The 17230-nt window shown below is 67.3% G+C and carries 20 protein-coding genes, 5 tRNA genes and 1 pseudogene; 8 read left to right on the forward strand and 18 right to left on the reverse strand.

Annotated elements, in window-relative coordinates:
* Window positions 1-5: 5 nt before the first annotated feature.
* Together hemN and RTY46_RS05690 are read right to left on the reverse strand one after the other, a co-directional pair.
* A complete protein-coding gene (gene hemN / locus RTY46_RS05685) occupies window positions 6-1412 on the reverse strand; it encodes an oxygen-independent coproporphyrinogen III oxidase (RefSeq protein ID WP_312707114.1) in 1407 nt (468 codons plus the stop codon).
* 44 nt (window positions 1413-1456) lie between these two features.
* Window positions 1457-1897 carry a group III truncated hemoglobin gene (locus RTY46_RS05690; RefSeq protein WP_312707116.1) on the reverse strand — a complete coding sequence of 147 codons (441 nt, stop codon included), beginning with the start codon at window positions 1895-1897 and terminating at the stop codon, window positions 1457-1459.
* A 183-nt stretch (window positions 1898-2080) separates the two neighbouring features.
* On the opposite strand from RTY46_RS05690, the gene RTY46_RS05695 reads away from it, so the two are divergent.
* A complete protein-coding gene (locus tag RTY46_RS05695; RefSeq protein ID WP_108752715.1) occupies window positions 2081-2365 on the forward strand; it encodes a hypothetical protein in 285 nt (94 codons plus the stop codon).
* Window positions 2362-3405 (forward strand): 4Fe-4S dicluster domain-containing protein, encoded by a 1044-nt coding sequence (locus tag RTY46_RS05700; RefSeq protein WP_312707118.1) that lies wholly within the window; start codon window positions 2362-2364, stop codon window positions 3403-3405. The genes RTY46_RS05695 and RTY46_RS05700 overlap by 4 nt, the downstream gene beginning before the upstream one ends.
* Before the next feature lies 1 nt (window position 3406).
* Here the strand turns inward: RTY46_RS05700 and RTY46_RS05705 are convergent, their stop codons facing one another.
* Together RTY46_RS05705 and RTY46_RS05710 are read right to left on the reverse strand one after the other, a co-directional pair.
* Entirely contained in the window at window positions 3407-3643 is a 237-nt protein-coding gene (locus RTY46_RS05705) for a hypothetical protein (protein ID WP_108749200.1), read from the reverse strand.
* Between the two features lie 326 nt (window positions 3644-3969).
* Window positions 3970-4179, reverse strand: a complete 210-nt coding sequence (locus tag RTY46_RS05710; RefSeq protein WP_312707120.1) for a hypothetical protein — start codon at window positions 4177-4179, stop codon at window positions 3970-3972.
* A 78-nt stretch (window positions 4180-4257) separates the two neighbouring features.
* On the opposite strand from RTY46_RS05710, the gene RTY46_RS05715 reads away from it, so the two are divergent.
* On the forward strand, window positions 4258-4698 hold the full coding sequence (locus RTY46_RS05715) for a helix-turn-helix domain-containing protein (RefSeq protein ID WP_312707122.1): 441 nt from the start codon (window positions 4258-4260) through the stop codon (window positions 4696-4698).
* A gap of 30 nt (window positions 4699-4728) precedes the next feature.
* Window positions 4729-5121 (forward strand): fluoride efflux transporter CrcB, encoded by a 393-nt coding sequence (crcB, locus tag RTY46_RS05720; RefSeq protein ID WP_312707124.1) that lies wholly within the window; start codon window positions 4729-4731, stop codon window positions 5119-5121.
* Between the two features lie 3 nt (window positions 5122-5124).
* Here the strand turns inward: crcB and RTY46_RS05725 are convergent, their stop codons facing one another.
* On the reverse strand, window positions 5125-5952 hold the full coding sequence (locus RTY46_RS05725) for an AraC family transcriptional regulator (RefSeq protein WP_312707126.1): 828 nt from the start codon (window positions 5950-5952) through the stop codon (window positions 5125-5127).
* Between the two features lie 135 nt (window positions 5953-6087).
* On the opposite strand from RTY46_RS05725, the pseudogene RTY46_RS05730 reads away from it, so the two are divergent.
* From RTY46_RS05730 to RTY46_RS05740, 3 genes and pseudogenes are all read left to right on the forward strand, one after another.
* Window positions 6088-6489: pseudogene (locus RTY46_RS05730) on the forward strand (DUF6265 family protein); the annotation flags it as partial.
* A gap of 51 nt (window positions 6490-6540) precedes the next feature.
* Window positions 6541-7623, forward strand: a complete 1083-nt coding sequence (locus RTY46_RS05735) for a hypothetical protein (protein ID WP_312707239.1) — start codon at window positions 6541-6543, stop codon at window positions 7621-7623.
* 26 nt (window positions 7624-7649) lie between these two features.
* Complete coding sequence (locus RTY46_RS05740) at window positions 7650-8414, forward strand: thioesterase family protein (protein WP_312707128.1); 765 nt, start codon at window positions 7650-7652, stop codon at window positions 8412-8414.
* 12 nt (window positions 8415-8426) lie between these two features.
* Here RTY46_RS05740 and RTY46_RS05745 read toward each other — a convergent pair whose 3' ends face one another.
* The 6 genes from RTY46_RS05745 to RTY46_RS05770 form a co-directional block, all read right to left on the reverse strand.
* Window positions 8427-8696 (reverse strand): hypothetical protein, encoded by a 270-nt coding sequence (locus RTY46_RS05745; protein WP_312707129.1) that lies wholly within the window; start codon window positions 8694-8696, stop codon window positions 8427-8429.
* A gap of 132 nt (window positions 8697-8828) precedes the next feature.
* The gene (locus RTY46_RS05750) at window positions 8829-9380 is read right to left on the reverse strand and encodes a DUF4124 domain-containing protein (RefSeq protein WP_312707131.1); all 552 of its coding nucleotides are present in this window, start codon (window positions 9378-9380) and stop codon (window positions 8829-8831) included.
* A gap of 89 nt (window positions 9381-9469) precedes the next feature.
* The gene (locus RTY46_RS05755; RefSeq protein WP_312707133.1) at window positions 9470-10387 is read right to left on the reverse strand and encodes an ADP-ribosylglycohydrolase family protein; all 918 of its coding nucleotides are present in this window, start codon (window positions 10385-10387) and stop codon (window positions 9470-9472) included.
* Window positions 10388-10502: 115 nt separating this feature from the next.
* A tRNA-Cys gene (locus RTY46_RS05760) sits at window positions 10503-10576 on the reverse strand.
* A gap of 65 nt (window positions 10577-10641) precedes the next feature.
* Window positions 10642-10717, reverse strand: a tRNA-Gly gene (locus tag RTY46_RS05765).
* 155 nt (window positions 10718-10872) lie between these two features.
* Window positions 10873-10948, reverse strand: a tRNA-Gly gene (locus tag RTY46_RS05770).
* Between the two features lie 35 nt (window positions 10949-10983).
* Here RTY46_RS05770 and RTY46_RS05775 point away from each other — a divergent pair.
* The gene (locus RTY46_RS05775) at window positions 10984-11490 is read left to right on the forward strand and encodes a hypothetical protein (protein WP_312707135.1); all 507 of its coding nucleotides are present in this window, start codon (window positions 10984-10986) and stop codon (window positions 11488-11490) included.
* A gap of 3 nt (window positions 11491-11493) precedes the next feature.
* Here the strand turns inward: RTY46_RS05775 and RTY46_RS05780 are convergent.
* The 7 genes from RTY46_RS05780 to kdsB form a co-directional block, all read right to left on the reverse strand.
* A tRNA-Gly gene (locus tag RTY46_RS05780) sits at window positions 11494-11569 on the reverse strand.
* Window positions 11570-11694: 125 nt separating this feature from the next.
* Window positions 11695-11770 (reverse strand) — tRNA-Gly (locus tag RTY46_RS05785).
* 262 nt (window positions 11771-12032) lie between these two features.
* Window positions 12033-12659: a CDP-diacylglycerol--glycerol-3-phosphate 3-phosphatidyltransferase gene (pgsA, locus tag RTY46_RS05790; RefSeq protein ID WP_312707137.1), complete on the reverse strand. Its 627-nt coding sequence runs from the start codon at window positions 12657-12659 to the stop codon at window positions 12033-12035.
* A 17-nt stretch (window positions 12660-12676) separates the two neighbouring features.
* Window positions 12677-14521: an excinuclease ABC subunit UvrC gene (gene uvrC, locus RTY46_RS05795; protein ID WP_312707139.1), complete on the reverse strand. Its 1845-nt coding sequence runs from the start codon at window positions 14519-14521 to the stop codon at window positions 12677-12679.
* Entirely contained in the window at window positions 14518-15930 is a 1413-nt protein-coding gene (locus tag RTY46_RS05800) for a hypothetical protein (RefSeq protein ID WP_312707142.1), read from the reverse strand. Before RTY46_RS05800 ends, uvrC begins: the two co-directional genes overlap by 4 nt.
* Window positions 15927-16412, reverse strand: a complete 486-nt coding sequence (locus RTY46_RS05805) for a low molecular weight protein-tyrosine-phosphatase (RefSeq protein ID WP_312707143.1) — start codon at window positions 16410-16412, stop codon at window positions 15927-15929. Before RTY46_RS05805 ends, RTY46_RS05800 begins: the two co-directional genes overlap by 4 nt.
* Complete coding sequence (kdsB, locus tag RTY46_RS05810) at window positions 16409-17182, reverse strand: 3-deoxy-manno-octulosonate cytidylyltransferase (RefSeq protein ID WP_312707144.1); 774 nt, start codon at window positions 17180-17182, stop codon at window positions 16409-16411. The genes RTY46_RS05805 and kdsB overlap by 4 nt, the downstream gene beginning before the upstream one ends.
* Window positions 17183-17230 lie beyond the last annotated feature (48 nt).

The raw sequence follows: 17230 nt of genomic DNA on the forward strand, positions 1-17230 counted from the left end.
ACCGCTCAGATCGCCCGCGAGTAACGCGGTTGCTGCTGCGCGCGCAGGTACGGGTCGAAACACATCGCCAGCAACCGCAGCAGCGGCCGGCCCGGCTCGGTGGCGCGCACCACCCCATCGCGGTACTCGGCCAGTCCGTCGCCCTGCAGCCGCTGCACGGCCTGCAGGTCCTCGGCGAAGTACTGCTCGAAATCCACAGCGTGGCGTTGCCCCAGCACCGCGCCATCCACTTCGCCCTGGCACATCAGCTGCTGGATCAGTTCAGCGCGCAACTGATCATCGGCGGTCAGCGCAACGCCGCGCCAGACCGGCAGCTGGCCCTGATCCACGGCCGCCTCCCAGGCGGGCAGATCGCGCGGGTTCTGGCTGTAAGTGGCACCCACGTGACTGATCGCACTCACCCCCAGGCCCAGCAGATCGGTATCGGCATGGGTGGTATAGCCCATGAAATTACGATGCAGCTGCCCGGCGCGCTGCGCGCGCGACAGGTCTTCTTCGGGCAGGGCGAAATGGTCCATGCCGATGTACTGGTAGCCCGCAGCGGACAGCCGCTCGACGGCCAGGCCCAGCAGGGCCAGCTTGTCTTCCGGCGACGGCAGGCGGCTTTCGTCAATCTGCCGCTGCGCGCGGAACAGGTGCGGCAGATGGGCATAGCCATACACGGCCAACCGGTCCGGGCGCAGGGCCAGCACCAGTTCCAGCGTGCGCCCGAAGCCTTCCAGCGTCTGCCCGGGCAGGCCATAGATCAGGTCCACGTTCACCGAGTGCATGCCGCTGTCACGGCAGGCATGCAGGATGTCCAGGGTCTGCCGCACGCCCTGCACGCGGTTGATCGACTGCTGTACCTGCGGGTCGAAATCCTGCACGCCCAGGCTGGCGCGGTTGAAGCCAAGCCGCGCCAGCAGCGCAACGTCGCCCACGTCGATGAAGCGTGGGTCCAGTTCGATGGAAAAATCGCGATGGGCCGATTCGCTGAAGTCGAAGCGTCTGCGCAGCCCTTCCACCAGGGTGGTCATCGCCTCGGCATCAAGGAAGTTCGGCGTGCCGCCGCCCAGGTGCAGCTGGATCACCTCGCGACCGTCGGCGAACTGCGGCGCCAGCAGATCGGCTTCGGCCAGCACACGTGCTACGTAACTGTGGCCGCGGCTGCGGTCACGGGTGATCACGCGGTTGCAGCCGCAGTAGAAACAGGGGCTGCTGCAGTACGGCACGTGCACATACAGAGACAGCGCGCGCGCCAGCGGATTGCTGTCGGCGATGGCCTGGCGCAGTGCCGCGGCATCAAAGCCGTCGTGGAAATGGGGCGCAGTCGGGTACGAGGTGTAGCGCGGCCCGGGCCGGTCATGCCGGCGCAGCAGTTCAGGGTCGAAGGTCCAGGCCAGGCCACCAGCGGCGGGAGAGAACGTGTCCATGGGCCCAGCATCACTCTGCCGCCGGCCGCACGCCTTGACCCAGATCAATCGCGGGTGGGAACGCCCAGCACGGGCAGGCCGACCTGGGGCCAGCGCAGCATCTGGTAGCGGCGCCAGAAGGTGTCGGCAATGCGCGCGGCCACGTCGTCGGCCAGCGCCTGCATGGGGGGGTTGTTGCACTCGGCCGTGGTCTGCCGGAACAGCACCAGCCAACGATCAAACAGGTCCTTGTCCAGGGCGATGGCCATGTGTTTGGACATGGGCGAGCCCTTGAAGCGACGGGTTCCGCGCAGCATGGCCGACCAGAAATCGACCAGTTGCTGCAGATGCTCGGGCCAGTCGTGCACGTGCCCGCCGAACACCGGGCCCAGGCGGTCTTCCTGGCGCACCCGCGCGTAGAAATCGTGGACGAGTCGGGTCACCTCGGCTTCGCTGCACAGCTCCAGCGACGCGGCGGGAATCTCAGGCGGGGACGTTGCGTTCATGCAGGGGCACCAGAAGCGTTGCAGCAGTGTGGTGCCAGCCTTCACCGCCACCGTTGATCCAGATCAATGTCAGCGCCGGGCACCGCGCATAGGCTGACGCGCTTGCAGGACCCACGCCCCGCGCATGCCGCGCCCGCCACGGCGAAGTATACGCGCCGCCCTCCACCCCGAGCCCGCACCCACATGAACACACCGCATTCCAGCCGCCGCCAGCGGTTGATCCAGCACTGGGGCGCGATCCTGTGGCCCAGCTTCGTCGCCGCCGGCCTGGCCAGCGTGATCTTCTTCGCCTTCGTCGATCCGCTGCGCCTGCAGGCGATCAGCTTCCCAGGCACGCCCATCAGCCGTGAGCTGGGCTACAGCGTGGGCTTTTTCATGTTCTGGTCGGTCACCGCGCTGGCCAGCGCTGTGACCGGGTACCTGCTGCGTCCCATGGCTGAGGACGACGACGAGCTGCCGCTGGGATGAGCGCGCCCGTCCGCTCACGCCACTGGCACTGGCGCGGCCCCCTGCGGGTGGGCCTGCTGGCGCTTTTCTACGCCCTGCCGTGGCTGCAGTGGAATGGACGCCAGGCGCTGCTGCTGGATCTGGCCGCACGCCGCTTCGACCTGTTCGGCTGGACCCTGTGGCCCGATGACGTGGGGGTGCTGCTGGGCCTGCTGGCGGTGGCCGCCGTCGCGTTGGCCCTGTTGACCCATCTGGCCGGACGGGTGTGGTGCGGCCATGCCTGCCCGCAGACGCTGTGGTCGGCGGCCTTCGACGGGCTGGCGCGGGCGGCCCGGCGCGCCCTGCCGGCGTCGCTTGCGGCCCCCGCCACGCAGACGGCGTGGCTGCTGTTGTCGCTGTGGACCGGGATGACCTTCGTTGGCCTGTTCAGCCCGATCCGCGCACTGCTCGCCGCCGCCCCGCACGCCGGCTGGAGCGGCTGGGAGACCTTCTGGGTGCTGTTCTACGCGGCCGCCACCTGGGGCAACGCAGGTTTCCTGCGCGAACAGGTGTGTCGTTCGCTGTGCCCGTTCGCGCGCATGCAGCCGCTGCTGACCGATCCGCACACCCCGCGCATGCTGTACGACGCGCCGCGCGGCGAACCCCGCGGCCGGCGCCCGGCCGGGCTGGGCGGCGTGCTGGAACGCGGTCGCGGCTTGCTGGATGCGACCACCGCACAGGACTACGTCTTCCGTGCCGCGCATCCGCTGCTGGCCGGGCCGCTGCCGTCGTTCCCGGACGATCGCCTGGGCGACTGCCTGGACTGCGCGGCCTGCGTGGCCGCCTGCCCGATGCAGCTGGACATCCGCCACGGCCCGCAGGCCGACTGCCTGGCCTGTGGCGCCTGCCTGGATGCCTGTGCCGCGCGGCAGCTGGACGCGGGTTTCGGTGCCCCGCTGGTGCGCTACTGCAGCCCGCAGACCATGGCAGGCCAGCCACGGCGATGGTGGCGAACCCGCACACTGGGGCTGCTGGCCATGCTGCTGGCGCTGTTGGGATGTGGTGCCTGGCGGCTGCTGTGAATCAACGCGTACGATCAGCGTCCGGCGGCACCAGTTGCGCCCGGCGCACGATGCCGAGCTGCTCGATGATCAGCGCCATTTCGTTGGTCACTTCGGTGCGCGCAGTGCCCTGCGGTACCAGCCGGTTGAGCACCTGCTGGTAGGTATCCCAGAACGCGGGGCCGCATCCGTGTCTGTGGTAGCTGGCTTCCAGTTCGCGGCGTACCCGTTCAGCCAAGCCATGCATGCCGTATTCCATACGACCTCCGTTGGACTTGTTCTGCATCAATGACGGACGACCACTTGTGATCCTGCTGCTGCCACTCCCGGCCTTCACAACCGGTTGATGCCAATTAGTCACAATTTTCACGACAGGTCAATTACAGGCTGCACGTTTTTCGATTGAAATTATTAATGGTTCATGGTTATGCCCTACGAACCAGTTCGGGCTGGAGACGACATTCTTCGCGGCGCCTCTGCCAAGGCCCCCATCGACCACGCGTCGCCGATTGAAGCTCTCTATCTTGTTAAGTGTACTTAGCGATTTCAGCGTAGCGTGCTGAATCTGCCATCCAATGTCGCCAATCAGATCGTTTCGTCTTCAGGGTACCGATTTACCGGAAACAGATTCGGGTAACGCTGCTGCAGCATGTAGCGCCGCAGCGGCGGAATCGGGTAGTCCCGCGGCCATTGGGACACGGCAGAACGGCTGACACCAAAGAATCTGGCCAGTTCCGCATCGGTGCGGAACCCCAGCCGTGCACGTACCTGTCGCTTGTTCCAGAAATCGGGCATGCGCCGCTCCATTCATCAATCGTACCGATGGTGCGGCAAGGACTCTTCTGCATCCACGCGTTAAGCTGGCTTGCATAGATGAACACTCTCGGACAACGACTTGCCGCCGCCATGAAAGATGCCGGGCACCCCCGCCCGGCCGATCTGGCCCGCGCCGCAGACACCACTACGGCCACGATCAGCAACTGGCTCAACGACCACGTCAAACCCGGCCACGTGAAGGCCGAGCAGCTGTTCCGCATCGCCGATGCCGTGAAGCTTGACCCGCGCGAGCTGCTGCTGGGGCCGGAAGGGCGCGGCGTGGCCGAGCATGGCTCGGCCTACATGTACATGCCCAGCGAGGCCTATCTGGATGTCTGGCAGACGGCCTGCGAGATCGTGGCGCGCCTGCTGGAGCAGCGCGGGCTGACCGTTGACTACCGCCGCCGCGCCGCACTGGAACTGATGGCGCACGACCTGCTGATGGAAGGACTGCACCGCACCAAGGTCGCGCGCGTGGTGATGACCTCGCTGCCCTGACGCCATCGCCACTGGTAGCATGCGCCGATCATGCAGACATTGAACAACTATTTCCTGGTGTTCCTGGGCGGCGGCGCCGGCGCCTGCCTGCGCCATGCCTGCAATCTGCTGGGCGCGCGCGTCGCGGGCAGTAGTGGATGGCCCTGGTCCACCTTCCTGGTGAACGTGAGCGGCGCACTGCTGATGGGCGTGGTCGTGGAAGCCTTTGCACTGCGCCAGGGGGCGTCGCCGCAGCTCAGGCTGCTGCTGGCCACCGGCGTGCTCGGCGGTTACACGACGTTTTCAACCTATGCGCTGGACATCGGCGTGCTGCTGCAGCGCGGGCAACACGGCCTGGCCGCCCTGTATGCCGGCGGCTCGGTTGCGCTGGGCGTGGCCGGCCTGTTTGCCGGCATGAAACTGGGGCGGATGGTGCTGGGCTGAGGACTACGCTGCCCGCGCCTGGCCGCGCCACTGCCGTGGCGACTGCCCGGTGTGCGCTTTGAAGGCGCGTGACAGCGCCGCCTCGCTGCCATAGCCGACTTCGTCGGCAATGATCTTCAATGGCCGCCCCTGGCGCAGGGCCTGCTGTGCCAGCCCCACCCGCCAGCCCTGCAGGTAGTGCCCCGGCGTGGTGCCCATGGCCTGGCGGAAACTGGCGGCGAACACGCTGCGCGACATGCCCGCCACATCGGCGAGGGTTTCCAGCGTCCAGGCCTGGGCGGGCGCCTCGTGCATCGCCACCAGGGCCAGCCGCAGCCGCGGGTGGCCCAGCCCAGCGAACAGGCCGCCGCGCATGTCGCCACTTTCCATCAATTGGCGCAGCACCTGGATCATCACCACTTCGAACAAACGGTTGACCATCGCCGCGCGACCGCAACGCTGCTCGAAAGCCTCCTCGAACAACAGATCCAATGCGGTTCCACCGCCGTGCAGATCGGCCAGCGGCATGCACAGGACGTCGGGCAATGCGGCGCTGATGGGGTTCAGCCGCCCGCCCTCGAACGACAGGTTCGCGCAGGCCATGTCCGCGCCGTGCTGCGGATCGGTGTGGAAGCGATGCGGCATCGGCCGGGGGTACAGCAGCAGGCTGGGCGCGTCGATCTGCAGCGTCTGCTGGCCGTGGCTGACCTGCAGCGGCCCGCGCCGGACCAGATGCAGCTGGCCGACCTCGTCCTCGCCCTGCAGGGTGTTGATGCCGCACAGGGCACCGGCGTGGAAGACCGACGCGGTGACCGCAAAGCGGTCGAGCAGGATGGCAAGGCGGTCGACCATGGACAGACTCCGGATCAAGCAGGACACCAATCTATACGACAGATCGTATCGGAATCGGCCGACGCGCGCAGGGCACTGGCCGCTGCGCCGGCGCAGGGCTATACAGGCTCCACCTCATCACGCAGGGAAGCGCCCATGTCGATCCGGACTCTGCTGGCCAGCCTGCCGTTGCTGCTGGCCGCCACCACGGCGGCCGCCGCCGATGCGGCCCCCATCACGCGGCTGCAATGGCTCAGTGGCTGCTGGCAGCTGCAGGGCGCGCCAAGCGGATCCGGCGAGCAGTGGTCGAGCCTGGCCGGTGGCACCCTGCTGGGCAGCAGCCGTACCGTGCGCGACGGGCAGACGGTGGGATTCGAGTTCATGCAGCTGCGCCAGCACGCCGACGGGCGCCTGGTGTTCACCGCCCTGCCCAACGGCCGCGACTCCACCGATTTCAGCGCCACGCAGGTGGACGCGGACAACGCGGTGTTCGAGAACAAGGCCAATGATTTCCCGCAGCGCATCCACTACCGGCGGGTGGATGACCAGCATCTGCTGGCCCGCATCGACATCGCCCGTAATGATCCACGCCAGGCCATCGACTTCCCGATGCAACGCGTGGCGTGCGCCGACGGCGCAACTGCTTCCGCTGCACGCAGTCTGCACGGCGTGCTGCAGGGGGCGCCGTGGCGACTGGACATTCCCGCCACATGGAATGGCGAACTGGTGATGCTCGCCCACGGCTACGAGCCCAAGGGAGCGCCGCGGCAGGAGCCGATGGCGGCCAATGACGCCACCGCCGCCCTGACCGCTGCGGGCTTTGCCGTGGCCCAGAGTGCGTATTCCACGCAGGGTTGGGCCGTCGCCGATGCGATCACTGACACCGAACGCCTGCGCCAGCACGTACTGACGCAGCTGCCGGGCCTGCACCGTACGTGGCTGCTGGGCTTTTCCATGGGCGGTGCGGTGACGCTGGCGACTCTGGAACGCTCCCCGCACGGCTACCACGGCGGCGTTGCGCTGTGTGGTGCCAACCTGCCCGGCGAACGGTTGGCCACTGACTTGCTGACCACTCTGGTCGCATTCGACTACTTCTTCGGCAAGGGCGACAGCCTGCCGCACGGCGGACTGCTCGCCGCCGAAACCGCCGCCCTGCCGCAGGCGGCGTTGTACCAGGGCATCGCTACCGCGTTGCAGGGCGATGCGGACGCCGCCGCGTTGTTGGCCACACGCCTGCAGGTGCAGCCCGACGCGCTGGCGGGCACGATCAGCCTGCATGCGCTGGTGCTGCACGAATTGATCGAACGTGCCGGCGGCATGCCGGTGGGCAACATCGGCATGCGCTACAGCGGCTTCGGTGATGATGCCGCGTTCAATACCGGGGTAGCGCGCGTGCATGCGGCGCCTGCCGCTCAGCGCTATGTGCGCGGACCGCTGGCCCTGACCGGTGCGCCGCAACGGCCAGTGGCACTGCAGTTCAACAACGACGATCCCACCATCGTGCCGCGCATGCAGGCGGTGTATCCACAGTTGGCGGCACGCGCGGGGGCCGCTGCACAGCTGCAGTTGCTGCCCACCGTGGGGGAAGGCCATTGCGGCTTCACCGGTGCGCAGGTGCTGCAGGCCCTGCAGTCGGTGCGTGGGAGCGCGACGCCTGCACCTCCGCAGCGCGCGCGTGCAGCGCTACGATAAAGAGGATTTCACTTTCTGCTGCTGCGATGGCCTTTTTCGAACGACTGAGCGATACCCGCTATCTGCCGACTGCCCATACCAGCGGCGCCTGGAACATCAACGAACAGCACATCGCGCCGGCCATCGGACTGCTGGCCCACCATCTTGAGCGCGATGCGGCTGCTCGCGGGCACGGCTTCCTGATCGGACGCCTGTCCTACGACATCCTGGGCACCATTCCGATCGAGGCAATGGACGCAACGGTCGACGTCCTGCGCGGCGGCCGCACCATCGAACTGGTGGAGGGCACGCTGCTGCACAACGGCCGTCCCGCACTGCGTGCACGCGCCTGGTTGCTGCGGCCAAACCAGACCGGGGCCATCGCCGGAACCCCCATTGCGCCGCTGCCTGCCGCAGAGGCCATGCCTGTCTGGGATCCCGCCAGCGTGTGGCCCGGTGGGTTCATCCAGAACGTGCAGGTGCGCCGCCTGGATCACGGACCGGGCCGCGCGCAGTACTGGGCGCGGGCGTTGCAGCCCTTGCTGGCCGACGAGCCGGTCAGCGCACTGGCGCGCGCGGCGACCCTGTTCGATCTGTCCAACGGCATGGCCGTGCGTGCCGACCCGAGGCAGATCGCGTTCCCCAACCTGGACCTGACCGCGCACCTGTTCGCCATGCCGCAGGGCGAGTGGCTGGGCTTTGACACCTCGGTGTCGTTCGGCGCCCAGGGCCTGGGCCTGACCAGCACCGTACTGCACGATGCCAGCGGCCCGATCGGCAGCATCGGCCAGGTATTGACCGTACGCCCGTGATGGCGCGGGCGATCAACCGCCCAGCGTGCCCATGGTGAAGATGTAGCCCGAACGCATCAGGAAATCGCGCATGCGCAGCTCAGCGGTGCGCGGTGATGCCAGATCGGCAGGCGCATACAGCGCGTAGACGGTGCCATGGTCCTCGTGGCGTTCGCGGCGAACCCCGCAGTGGCGGGTTCCAGCGGCGGTGATCCAGCCGTCCTTCAACTGCTCGGGCCCGATCGATTGCCCGTTCTTCAGCCTGAAAGTGAGCCAGCGCACATCGGCAATCGGCTGCTTCATGCGCCGTCCCTCGTGCCGCGCCCTTCCCTGTTCGTGTGCTTGCCTGCCATCGCCGCTCCCGAAAACCTGGACCCCGACCATAGCGCCTTGCCATGTCGTGGCGGTTTGAGACGGGCATAACGCCGCGATGGCTCAGTTCGCCGCTGCGGCCGACGCGTCGTACTTGTCGTGGACTTGCTTTTCGCGATCGCGCCGCGCGGCCGAACAACGGTCGCGTGCGGACGACATCTGGCTGTCGGCGGCGCTGCGCTCGGCGCTGAGCGACTGCTGCAGGCTGGAAATCTGCGCGCGGATACCGGCATCAGCGGTGGCACCGGCCAGGCTGCCGCTGGCGCCGGCCAACTGCCGGTTCAGATCAGCGACCTGGCGGTTGGCCGCCTGCGCGCGCGCGTCCAGCGGCCCATAGATGCGTGACTGCTCGCTCTGCAGGCAGTTGCGTTCGGCAATGCCGGCATCGCTGAGTTCGGTGGTGCGATAGACCGCCGAGCGATTGGCCGCCTCCCCAGCGGTTTCGGTGGACGCGCGGATCGAACGCAGCTTCACCGGCTCGGCGCCCTTGCCGCACGGGTCCTGGGAATAGACGGTTTCGCCGGACGCGCCCTTGCACTTGTACACCTGCGCCGACGCCCACGGCGCGGCTGCCAGCAATGCGACGCCCAGGACGAACTTCAACCTCGTGTTCACCGCAGACCTCCTGTCCAGGGACCGTAGGGTCCAGTGCCCTTACGCTACGCCGGCAGCGGGTGCTCCGCAAATGTGAACGACTCCCCCGATCACGCCGTTGCGGCATGTGCCACGACGTTGCGCTGGAACAAGCCATCGGCCAGCGTCTGGATCTGCGCACGCAGCGCCAGCCACTGCAGCCATTGCGGTGGAATGCCCGCCATGCCATGGAAGGCACCGGCCAGTTGCCCGGCCACGGCGGCCGTGGTGTCAGCGTCATCACCCAGATTGGCCGCATCCAGCACGACGGCGTCGAACGCCTCGTGGCGCTGGAAGCACCACAGTGCGGCTTCCAGGCTATCCACCACGTAACCGCTGCCACGGATCTGCTCACGACTGCGCTGGCGGTAGCCACCGGCGGCAATATCGCGCAAGCGCTCACTGTCTACGGCCACATCGCGCAGGTCGAGCACCTGCGCCTTGCTGGCGCCCGCCAGTGCGCGCTGCAGCGCGGTGGCCAGCAGGCGGCAGGCATCCAGGCATTCGCGCGCGGCGTGGGTGGTGCGCGAGCTCTGTTCGGCCCTTTCATGCAGCTCTGGCAGGCCCGCATAGCGCAGCACCACCGGCGCCAGGCGCATGATCGAACCGTTGCCTGCGCTGCGCGGATCATCGCTGCCGGCCAGCGGCTGCCCACTCAGCAGGAACTGATCGAGCGCCGAACGCGTGGCCATGCCGATATCGAAGCATTCGCCGGTGGCGCTCCAGTAGCCGTGGCGATACCAGTTCGCATAGCGGTTCATCTGGTCGCGCGCGTCGAACTCATCACAGCGCAACAGGCTTTCGGCCAGGCACATGGCCATCGAGGTGTCGTCGGTCCATTGCCCGCGCTGCAGGTTGAACGGGCCGCCACCGACCATGTCGGTGAGCGGGGTGAAGCTGCCGCGCGGCTTGAATTCCACCGTGGTGCCCACGGCATCACCGCAGGCCAGGCCCAGCAGCGCGCCGCGGAAGTTGTCGATCGGGTTCATTGCTTGAGTGTACGCCGCGGGTACGCGCGGTACCGGGCAGAGCCGCACACTGCTGTAACCGGTGGACGCGCAGAAGGCAAAAAAAAAGCCCTGACGGGAGTCAGGGCTTTTGATCTGGAGGCCTCAAGCGGAATCGAACCGCTGTAAACGGATTTGCAATCCGGTGCATAGCCACTCTGCCATGAGGCCAACGTACCGCTACCAGGGGGTGGCCCTGATATGACAAAACCCCGTGATGGGGCTCTGTCGGAACATGGAGCGGGAAACGAGACTCGAACTCGCGACCTCAACCTTGGCAAGGTTGCGCTCTACCAACTGAGCTATTCCCGCGTAAGCCGTGATGATACCGGAAGACCGGGAACCACACCAGCGATTTGACGCTTGTTTTCACTTTTCTGACTGCGCGAAAAGCCCTGCGGCCCAACGTGCCCCGCCCTGCCAGGACGGGAGAAAAACAAGGCCCCTTGTGGGGGCCTCATCGAATCTGGAGCGGGAAACGAGACTCGAACTCGCGACCTCAACCTTGGCAAGGTTGCGCTCTACCAACTGAGCTATTCCCGCAGATTCCGTTCGACCTGCGTCGAAGGAGCGCTATTGTGTCCAAATTCCTTCACGCCGTCAACAGTCTTCACGCACGCATGTTCACACGTCCCGTCCTGTTCACCACACTGCTGGCCAGCCTGCTCTGGCTGGTCCTGCTGGCCATGCTGATCTCGGCCGGCTACACGCCCGATTACTGGCAACTGCGCCATCTGGAAGACGGTGCGACCCTGCCCTATCCGACCACCGCGGTGGCGTGGTTCGCATTGTCCGGCGCGGGGGTATTGGCGCTGCTTGTCGTGATCGCCCGCCCCTGGGTGTTTCGTGGCCTGTGGTGGCGGTTGCTGATCGCACTGCTGCCGGTGCTGGCGTGGTCGCTGTTGTGGGCGGCCGGCGCCATGCATCAACCACCAGTACAAGGCGCACACCTGCTGTGGTTGCTGGTGCTGGACCTGGCGCTGCTGCTGGCGCTGCTGGGCATCTGCGGGGTCACGCTGTGCAGGGTCGTTGGCAGACGCCGGGCACAAACGAAAAACGCCCCCGTGCGGGAGCGTTCTTCTTGAATCTGGAGCGGGAAACGAGACTCGAACTCGCGACCTCAACCTTGGCAAGGTTGCGCTCTACCAACTGAGCTATTCCCGCTTGGGAGGCGAAATAATACTGTTTCTGCGCAGGACGTCAAGCGTTTTTCTGCGCGCGCTGCACTGGCGCACGCAGCACCACCGCAAACGAAAAACGCTCCCTTCCGGGAGCGTTTTTCTTGAATCTGGAGCGGGAAACGAGACTCGAACTCGCGACCTCAACCTTGGCAAGGTTGCGCTCTACCAACTGAGCTATTCCCGCTTGGGAGGCGAAATTCTACCTGTTCTGGGAATGGCGTCAAGCGATTTTTTCAGACGGATTTTTCGGCACTTCGGCAGGGTGTATCCACGCATGGCGTGGATCTACTACGGCGCACGATGTGCCGGTGGATCCACCCGGTGCCGAGATGCATCGGCCATGCGTGGATGGCGGCGACCGTGGAGTCAGTAGATCCACGCCATGCGTGGATGGCTGCAACTGGGGTCAGAGCCCTTTCCTGCGGAAAGGGATCCGACCCTGGGGCTCAGTTGCCCAGCTTCTTCTGCCGGGAACGCTCGCGTGCGGCGCGTTCGTCTTCGCGCAGGCTGGGCCATGCGGCGTGCAGGTACTGCAGGCCCGACCACAGGGTCAGCACGGCAGCAATGGCCAGGGTCCATTCACCGATGTGGAAAACCGGCGGCCCCATCCAGATGTCGTCCACCGGCACGTTCGGTGCCACCGAGTACAGCAGGCACAGCAGTGCGACCATCTGCGCGGTGGTCTTGACCTTGCCGATCATGGCCACCCGCACTTTGGCGCGCTGCCCCAGTTCGGCCATCCACTCGCGCAGGGCCGACACGGCGATTTCGCGGCCGACGATCACCGCTGCCCAGAACGCCATCCACGGCGTGGGGTGGCCCTGCACGATCAGGAACAACGCCACGGCCACCATCAGCTTGTCTGCCACCGGATCGAGGAAGGCGCCGAATGCCGATTCCAACTGGTAGCGGCGGGCGATCCAGCCGTCCAGCCAGTCGGTGATCGCGGCCAGCCCGAAGATCGCCGCCGACGCGAAATTGGTCCAGGTGTAGGGCAGGTAGAACACCAGCACCAGCACCGGGATCATCACGATCCGCAACAACGTCAGCCAGGTGGGCAGGGTCAACTTCATGCGGCTTGCTTCTCTCTCTATTCGGCCGGGTCAGGCGTGGCCAACCCATGCAGGTTAGCGTAGATGCGCGCTGCGAGGGCGTCATTGATGCCCTCAACCTTGGCAATTTCCGCCTCACCGGCGGCTTTCAGCCCGACCAGTCCGCCAAAATGCTTCAGCAGGCTGGCACGGCGGCGCGGGCCGATGCCGGGGATGTCTTCCAGCTTGCTGGTCATGCGTGCCTTCTGCCGCCGCCCGCGGTGACCGGTGATGGCAAAACGGTGGGCCTCGTCGCGCACCTGCTGGATGAACTGCAGGGCGGGATTGGCGGCACCGGGGCGCAGTTCGCGGCCGTCAGGCATCACCAGTGCTTCGTGGCCGGCGCGGCGCTCCACGCCCTTGGCCACGCCCACCAGCAGCACGCCTTCCACGCCCAGGTCGGCCAGCGCGGCCTGTGCCTGCGCCAGCTGGCCGGCACCGCCGTCGATCAGCAGCACATCCGGCAACACCCCCTGCTCTTCCACCGCGCGGCGGAAACGGCGGTCGATGGCCTGGCGCATGGCGGCGTAATCATCGCCCGGCTCGATGCCGCTGATGTTGTAGCGGCGGTACTGCGCACGCACCGGGCCGGCGGCATCGAACACCACGCACGAAGCCACAGTGGCTTCGCCCATGGTGTGGCTGATATCGAAGCATTCCACCCGCTTCACCGGCTCAGCCAGGCCCAGCATCTCGCGCAGGGCATCGCTGCGGACATGCTGCGCATTGCGGCTGTTGAGCTCGGTGGCCAGGGTCAGCTGCGCATTGCGGCTGGCCAGTTCCACATAACCGGCACGCTCGCCGCGCACGCTCCATTTCAACTGCACCTTGCGCTCGGCCGAGGCGGACAAGGCCGCTACCAGCAGATCGGCATCGGGAATCTCGCGGTCGAGCAGAATCTCGCGCGGCGGTTCGAACTCGATGTAGTACTGCGACACGAACGCCGCCAGCACTTCTTCCGGGCTCTCTTCGCCATTGGTGCGCGGGAAGAACGGGCGCGTGCCCAGGTTGCGGCCGTCACGGAACGCCAGCAGCAGCACGCAGGCCTGCGAGCCCTGCATGGCCACGGCCAGCACGTCCAGATCGGCAGCGCGCCCATCCACGTACTGGCGGGTCTGCATGCTGCGCAGCGAGGCGATGAGATCACGCAGGCGCGCGGCCTGCTCGAACTCCAGCGCCTCGCTGGCCCGCTGCATCTGTTCGCCCAGCTCGCGGGTCAACTCATCGCTCTTGCCTTCCAGGAACAGCGCGGCGCGCCGCACCGATTCGGCATATTCGTTGGCCGGCACCAGGTCCACGCACGGCGCGCTGCAACGCCCGATCTGGTACTGCAGGCAGGGCCGCGAACGGTTGCGGAACACGCTGTCTTCGCAGCTGCGCAGCTTGAACAGCTTGTGCATCAGGTTCAGCGTTTCGCGCACGGCGGTGACGCCCGGGTACGGACCGAAGTAGCGACCGGGAATGGCGCGAGGGCCACGGTGCAGCGCGATGCGCGGCCAGTCCTCGCGGGTCAGCAGCACGTGCGGATAGGTTTTGTCGTCGCGCAGAGAGACGTTGTAGCGCGGCGACAGCGATTTGATCAGCTGATTTTCCAGCAGCAGCGCTTCGGCTTCCGAGCGCGTGACCGTCACGTCCATGCGCGCGATCTGCGACAGCATCGACATGATGCGCGCGTTCTTCGGGCTGCCGTTGAAGTAGCTGCCCACGCGGTTGCGCAGCGCGCGCGCCTTGCCGACGTACAGCAGCGTGTCGTCGGCGGCATACATGCGATAGACGCCGGGCGCAGTACTCAACTGGCCCGCGAAGGCCTTGCCGTCGAAGGCCGGGGCAGAGGCAGCACTCATTCGCTGATCGGCACTTCGCTCAGCACGCCGCTGTCGGGGTCGAAGCGCAGTACGGCATGGCCGTCGGTTTCGGCGATCCACACCGCACCGGCGCCCACTGCCAGCCCGGCCGGGCCCTGCAGGCGCCGCGGCAACGGTTGGGTCACCAGTTCGCCGCCGCCCAGGCGCAGGGTGCGCAGCCGACCGTTGCCGGTGTCGGCGATCCACAGCAGCGGCGCATCGGGGCTGAGCGCGATCGCCTGCGGGAACTGCAGGCTGGCCTGCGCGCGCGGGCCGTCGTCGTCGCCGAAGCGCCAGGCGCCCTGCCCGATCAGGGTCTGTACCAGGTCGCCGCGCAACTGCAGCGCGCGGATCGATGAGCCCAGTGCATCGGCCACATACAGCACCTGCTGGACCACCGCCACGGCAGTGGGCTGGGCAAAGGCGGCCAGATGACCGCTGCCATCGCGCTCGTCGAGGGCCCCGCTGCCGGCGCGCCACTGCAGGCTGCGCAGGCCCAAATGGAAGCTCCACAGACGGTTGTCGCCAGCCATGGCGATATGCAGCTGGTTGTCGGCAATGGCCAGACCGACGGGATGGTCCAGGGAGACCTGGCGCGCCTGCGCCACCGGCCCCTCGCTCGGGGCACCGGGGCGGCCATTGCCGCACACCGTATCGACCTGGCCGGTCATCAGGTTGATGCGGCGCACGGCGTGGTTGCCGGTGTCGGCCACGTACAGCGACTCGCGCTCCAGTGCCAGCCCCTGCGGACGGTGGAAGGCGGCTTCGGCCAGGTTGCCGTCCATGAAATCGGCGGTCCCCAGCCCGAACTGGCGCAGCACACGCCCGCCGTGGCTGCATTCCAGGATGCGATGGTGGCCACTGTCGGCGATGTACAGCCGTTCCTGGCTGACGGCCAGGCCCAGCGGAAAGCGCAGCGGATGGCGTGGCTCGGGCTGCAGCTCACTGCCGCCACGCGGGGGCGCCGCAGGGGCGCCTTCGCACAGGGCATTGAGCGCCCGTTCCAGGTCGCCCGGCGCGCCCAGGCCCACCAGCCGTTGCTGTTCGCGCCCCTGCGCGTCCAGCAGCACCAGGGTCGGCCAGGCCGTCACGCCAAAGCGCCGCCAACCGTCCCAGTCGGCGTCCAGCAGGGCCGGCATCACCAGCCCCTGGCGGCGCAGCAGCTTCAGTGCGGCAGGCGCTTCACGCTCGAAATCGAAACGCGGCACCTGCAGCACCAGCGGCTGCAGCTTGCCGGGGTTGCGCGAGAGCCACTGGCCGAACTCGGCAACACGCTGCGCACTCCACGCCGATGCGGCATTGACGAACAGCAGTGCAACCGGCCGCCCACGCAGTTCGGTCAGGGTGCAGGGCGCGGCGTTGAGCCACGTGGCGAATTCCGGCAGGTCCGGGACGGGCTGGACGTTCATGGCTCGATTATGCCGGAGTCAGCGTCATGCAACAGTCGTGCCACCACAGATTTCGCGGCGTCATCCACCAGGGTCCAGACCTGCTCGAAATGATCCTGGCCGCCGGTGTAGGGGTCGGCAATGGCAGACCCGCGCAGCCCGGCCCACGGCAGGTACAGCGCGAGCCGATTGTCAGCGCTGGCACCGGCCAGGCGACGGACGTCGCGCAGATTGGCCTCGTCCGCGCACAGCACCCAGTCGAAGCGATCGAAGTCCGCAGCCTGCACCTGGCGCGCGCGCAGGCCGCTGATGTCCACGCCGTGCCCGGCGGCACAGGCGATGGCGCGCCGGTCTGGCGGCTCGCCCACATGCCAGTCGCCGGTGCCCGCCGAGTCCACCTGCACGCGCCCGGCCAGAGGCGAGGCCTGCAGGCGCGCACGCAGCGCGCCTTCGGCCATCGGTGAGCGGCAGATGTTGCCCAGGCAGACCAGCAACAGCTTCATCGGCCACCCATGGCCTGCAGGCGCGCTTCGGCGCGCTCCAGGTCTTCGGGCGTGTCGATGCCCGGCGGGAAGGCGTCGGGTGAGATCGCCACGCTGATCGCATGGCCCGCCTCGAGCACCCGCAGCTGCTCCAGCGCTTCCACCTGTTCCAGCTGGCCCGGCGGCATCGCCGCGAACTGCTGCAGGAAGCCGGCGCGGTAGCCGTAGATGCCGATATGGCGCAGCCAGCGATGGCCTTCCGGCAGCACGTCACGGCTGCGCGCGAAGCCGTCGCGGTGCCAGGCGATCGGTGCGCGGCTGAAATAAAGCGCCTCATTGCGCACGTTACGCACCAGCTTGACCACGTTCGGATCGAACAGGGTGTGCGCGTCTTCCACGGCCGTGGCCAGGGTCGACATCGGCGCGGTGCCTTCCACCAGCGCGCGGGCGACGGCCTGGATGCCGGACGCCGGGGCGAATGGCTCATCGCCCTGCAGGTTGACCACCACGGTTTCATCGGACCAACCGGCAATGCGCGCGCACTCGGCCAGACGGTCGGTGCCCGAGGCGTGGCTGACGGCGGTCATCGCCACCTTCACCTCCGCCAGGCCATCGAGCGCATCGGCAATGCGCGCGTCATCGGTGGCGACCCAGACTTCGCGGGCGCCGGCCTGCAGCGCGCGATGCGCCACGTGCAGCACCAGCGGTTCACCACCCAGCAAGCGCAGCGGCTTGCCGGGCAACCGCGAGGCGGCGTAGCGGGCGGGAATGGCAACGACGAAATCATTCATGCGGGCGGTACTCGACGGGCGCGGTACGGAAGGAATGCGGCCGGCGGC

It is taken from the genome of Stenotrophomonas sp. (assembly GCF_032056425.1).
Classification (GTDB): domain Bacteria; phylum Pseudomonadota; class Gammaproteobacteria; order Xanthomonadales; family Xanthomonadaceae; genus Stenotrophomonas.

Bases quoted from the DNA above. Each gene is read 5' to 3' on its own strand.
- RTY46_RS05805 (WP_312707143.1), bottom strand. From the start codon at position 16,412: ATGAAGCTGTTGCTGGTCTGCCTGGGCAACATCTGCCGCTCACCGATG.
- RTY46_RS05735 (WP_312707239.1), top strand. From the start codon at position 6,541: ATGCAACGCGTGGCGTGCGCCGACGGCGCAACTGCTTCCGCTGCACGC.
- RTY46_RS05755 (WP_312707133.1), bottom strand. From the start codon at position 10,387: ATGAACCCGATCGACAACTTCCGCGGCGCGCTGCTGGGCCTGGCCTGC.
- RTY46_RS05705 (WP_108749200.1), bottom strand. From the start codon at position 3,643: ATGGAATACGGCATGCATGGCTTGGCTGAACGGGTACGCCGCGAACTG.
- RTY46_RS05745 (WP_312707129.1), bottom strand. From the start codon at position 8,696: ATGAAGCAGCCGATTGCCGATGTGCGCTGGCTCACTTTCAGGCTGAAG.
- pgsA (WP_312707137.1), bottom strand. From the start codon at position 12,659: ATGAAGTTGACCCTGCCCACCTGGCTGACGTTGTTGCGGATCGTGATG.
- RTY46_RS05740 (WP_312707128.1), top strand. From the start codon at position 7,650: ATGGCCTTTTTCGAACGACTGAGCGATACCCGCTATCTGCCGACTGCC.
- crcB (WP_312707124.1), top strand. From the start codon at position 4,729: ATGCAGACATTGAACAACTATTTCCTGGTGTTCCTGGGCGGCGGCGCC.
- RTY46_RS05800 (WP_312707142.1), bottom strand. From the start codon at position 15,930: ATGAACGTCCAGCCCGTCCCGGACCTGCCGGAATTCGCCACGTGGCTC.
- hemN (WP_312707114.1), bottom strand. From the start codon at position 1,412: ATGGACACGTTCTCTCCCGCCGCTGGTGGCCTGGCCTGGACCTTCGAC.
- RTY46_RS05690 (WP_312707116.1), bottom strand. From the start codon at position 1,897: ATGAACGCAACGTCCCCGCCTGAGATTCCCGCCGCGTCGCTGGAGCTG.
- RTY46_RS05695 (WP_108752715.1), top strand. From the start codon at position 2,081: ATGAACACACCGCATTCCAGCCGCCGCCAGCGGTTGATCCAGCACTGG.
- RTY46_RS05715 (WP_312707122.1), top strand. From the start codon at position 4,258: ATGAACACTCTCGGACAACGACTTGCCGCCGCCATGAAAGATGCCGGG.
- RTY46_RS05700 (WP_312707118.1), top strand. From the start codon at position 2,362: ATGAGCGCGCCCGTCCGCTCACGCCACTGGCACTGGCGCGGCCCCCTG.
- RTY46_RS05710 (WP_312707120.1), bottom strand. From the start codon at position 4,179: ATGCCCGATTTCTGGAACAAGCGACAGGTACGTGCACGGCTGGGGTTC.
- uvrC (WP_312707139.1), bottom strand. From the start codon at position 14,521: ATGAGTGCTGCCTCTGCCCCGGCCTTCGACGGCAAGGCCTTCGCGGGC.
- RTY46_RS05725 (WP_312707126.1), bottom strand. From the start codon at position 5,952: ATGGTCGACCGCCTTGCCATCCTGCTCGACCGCTTTGCGGTCACCGCG.
- kdsB (WP_312707144.1), bottom strand. From the start codon at position 17,182: ATGAATGATTTCGTCGTTGCCATTCCCGCCCGCTACGCCGCCTCGCGG.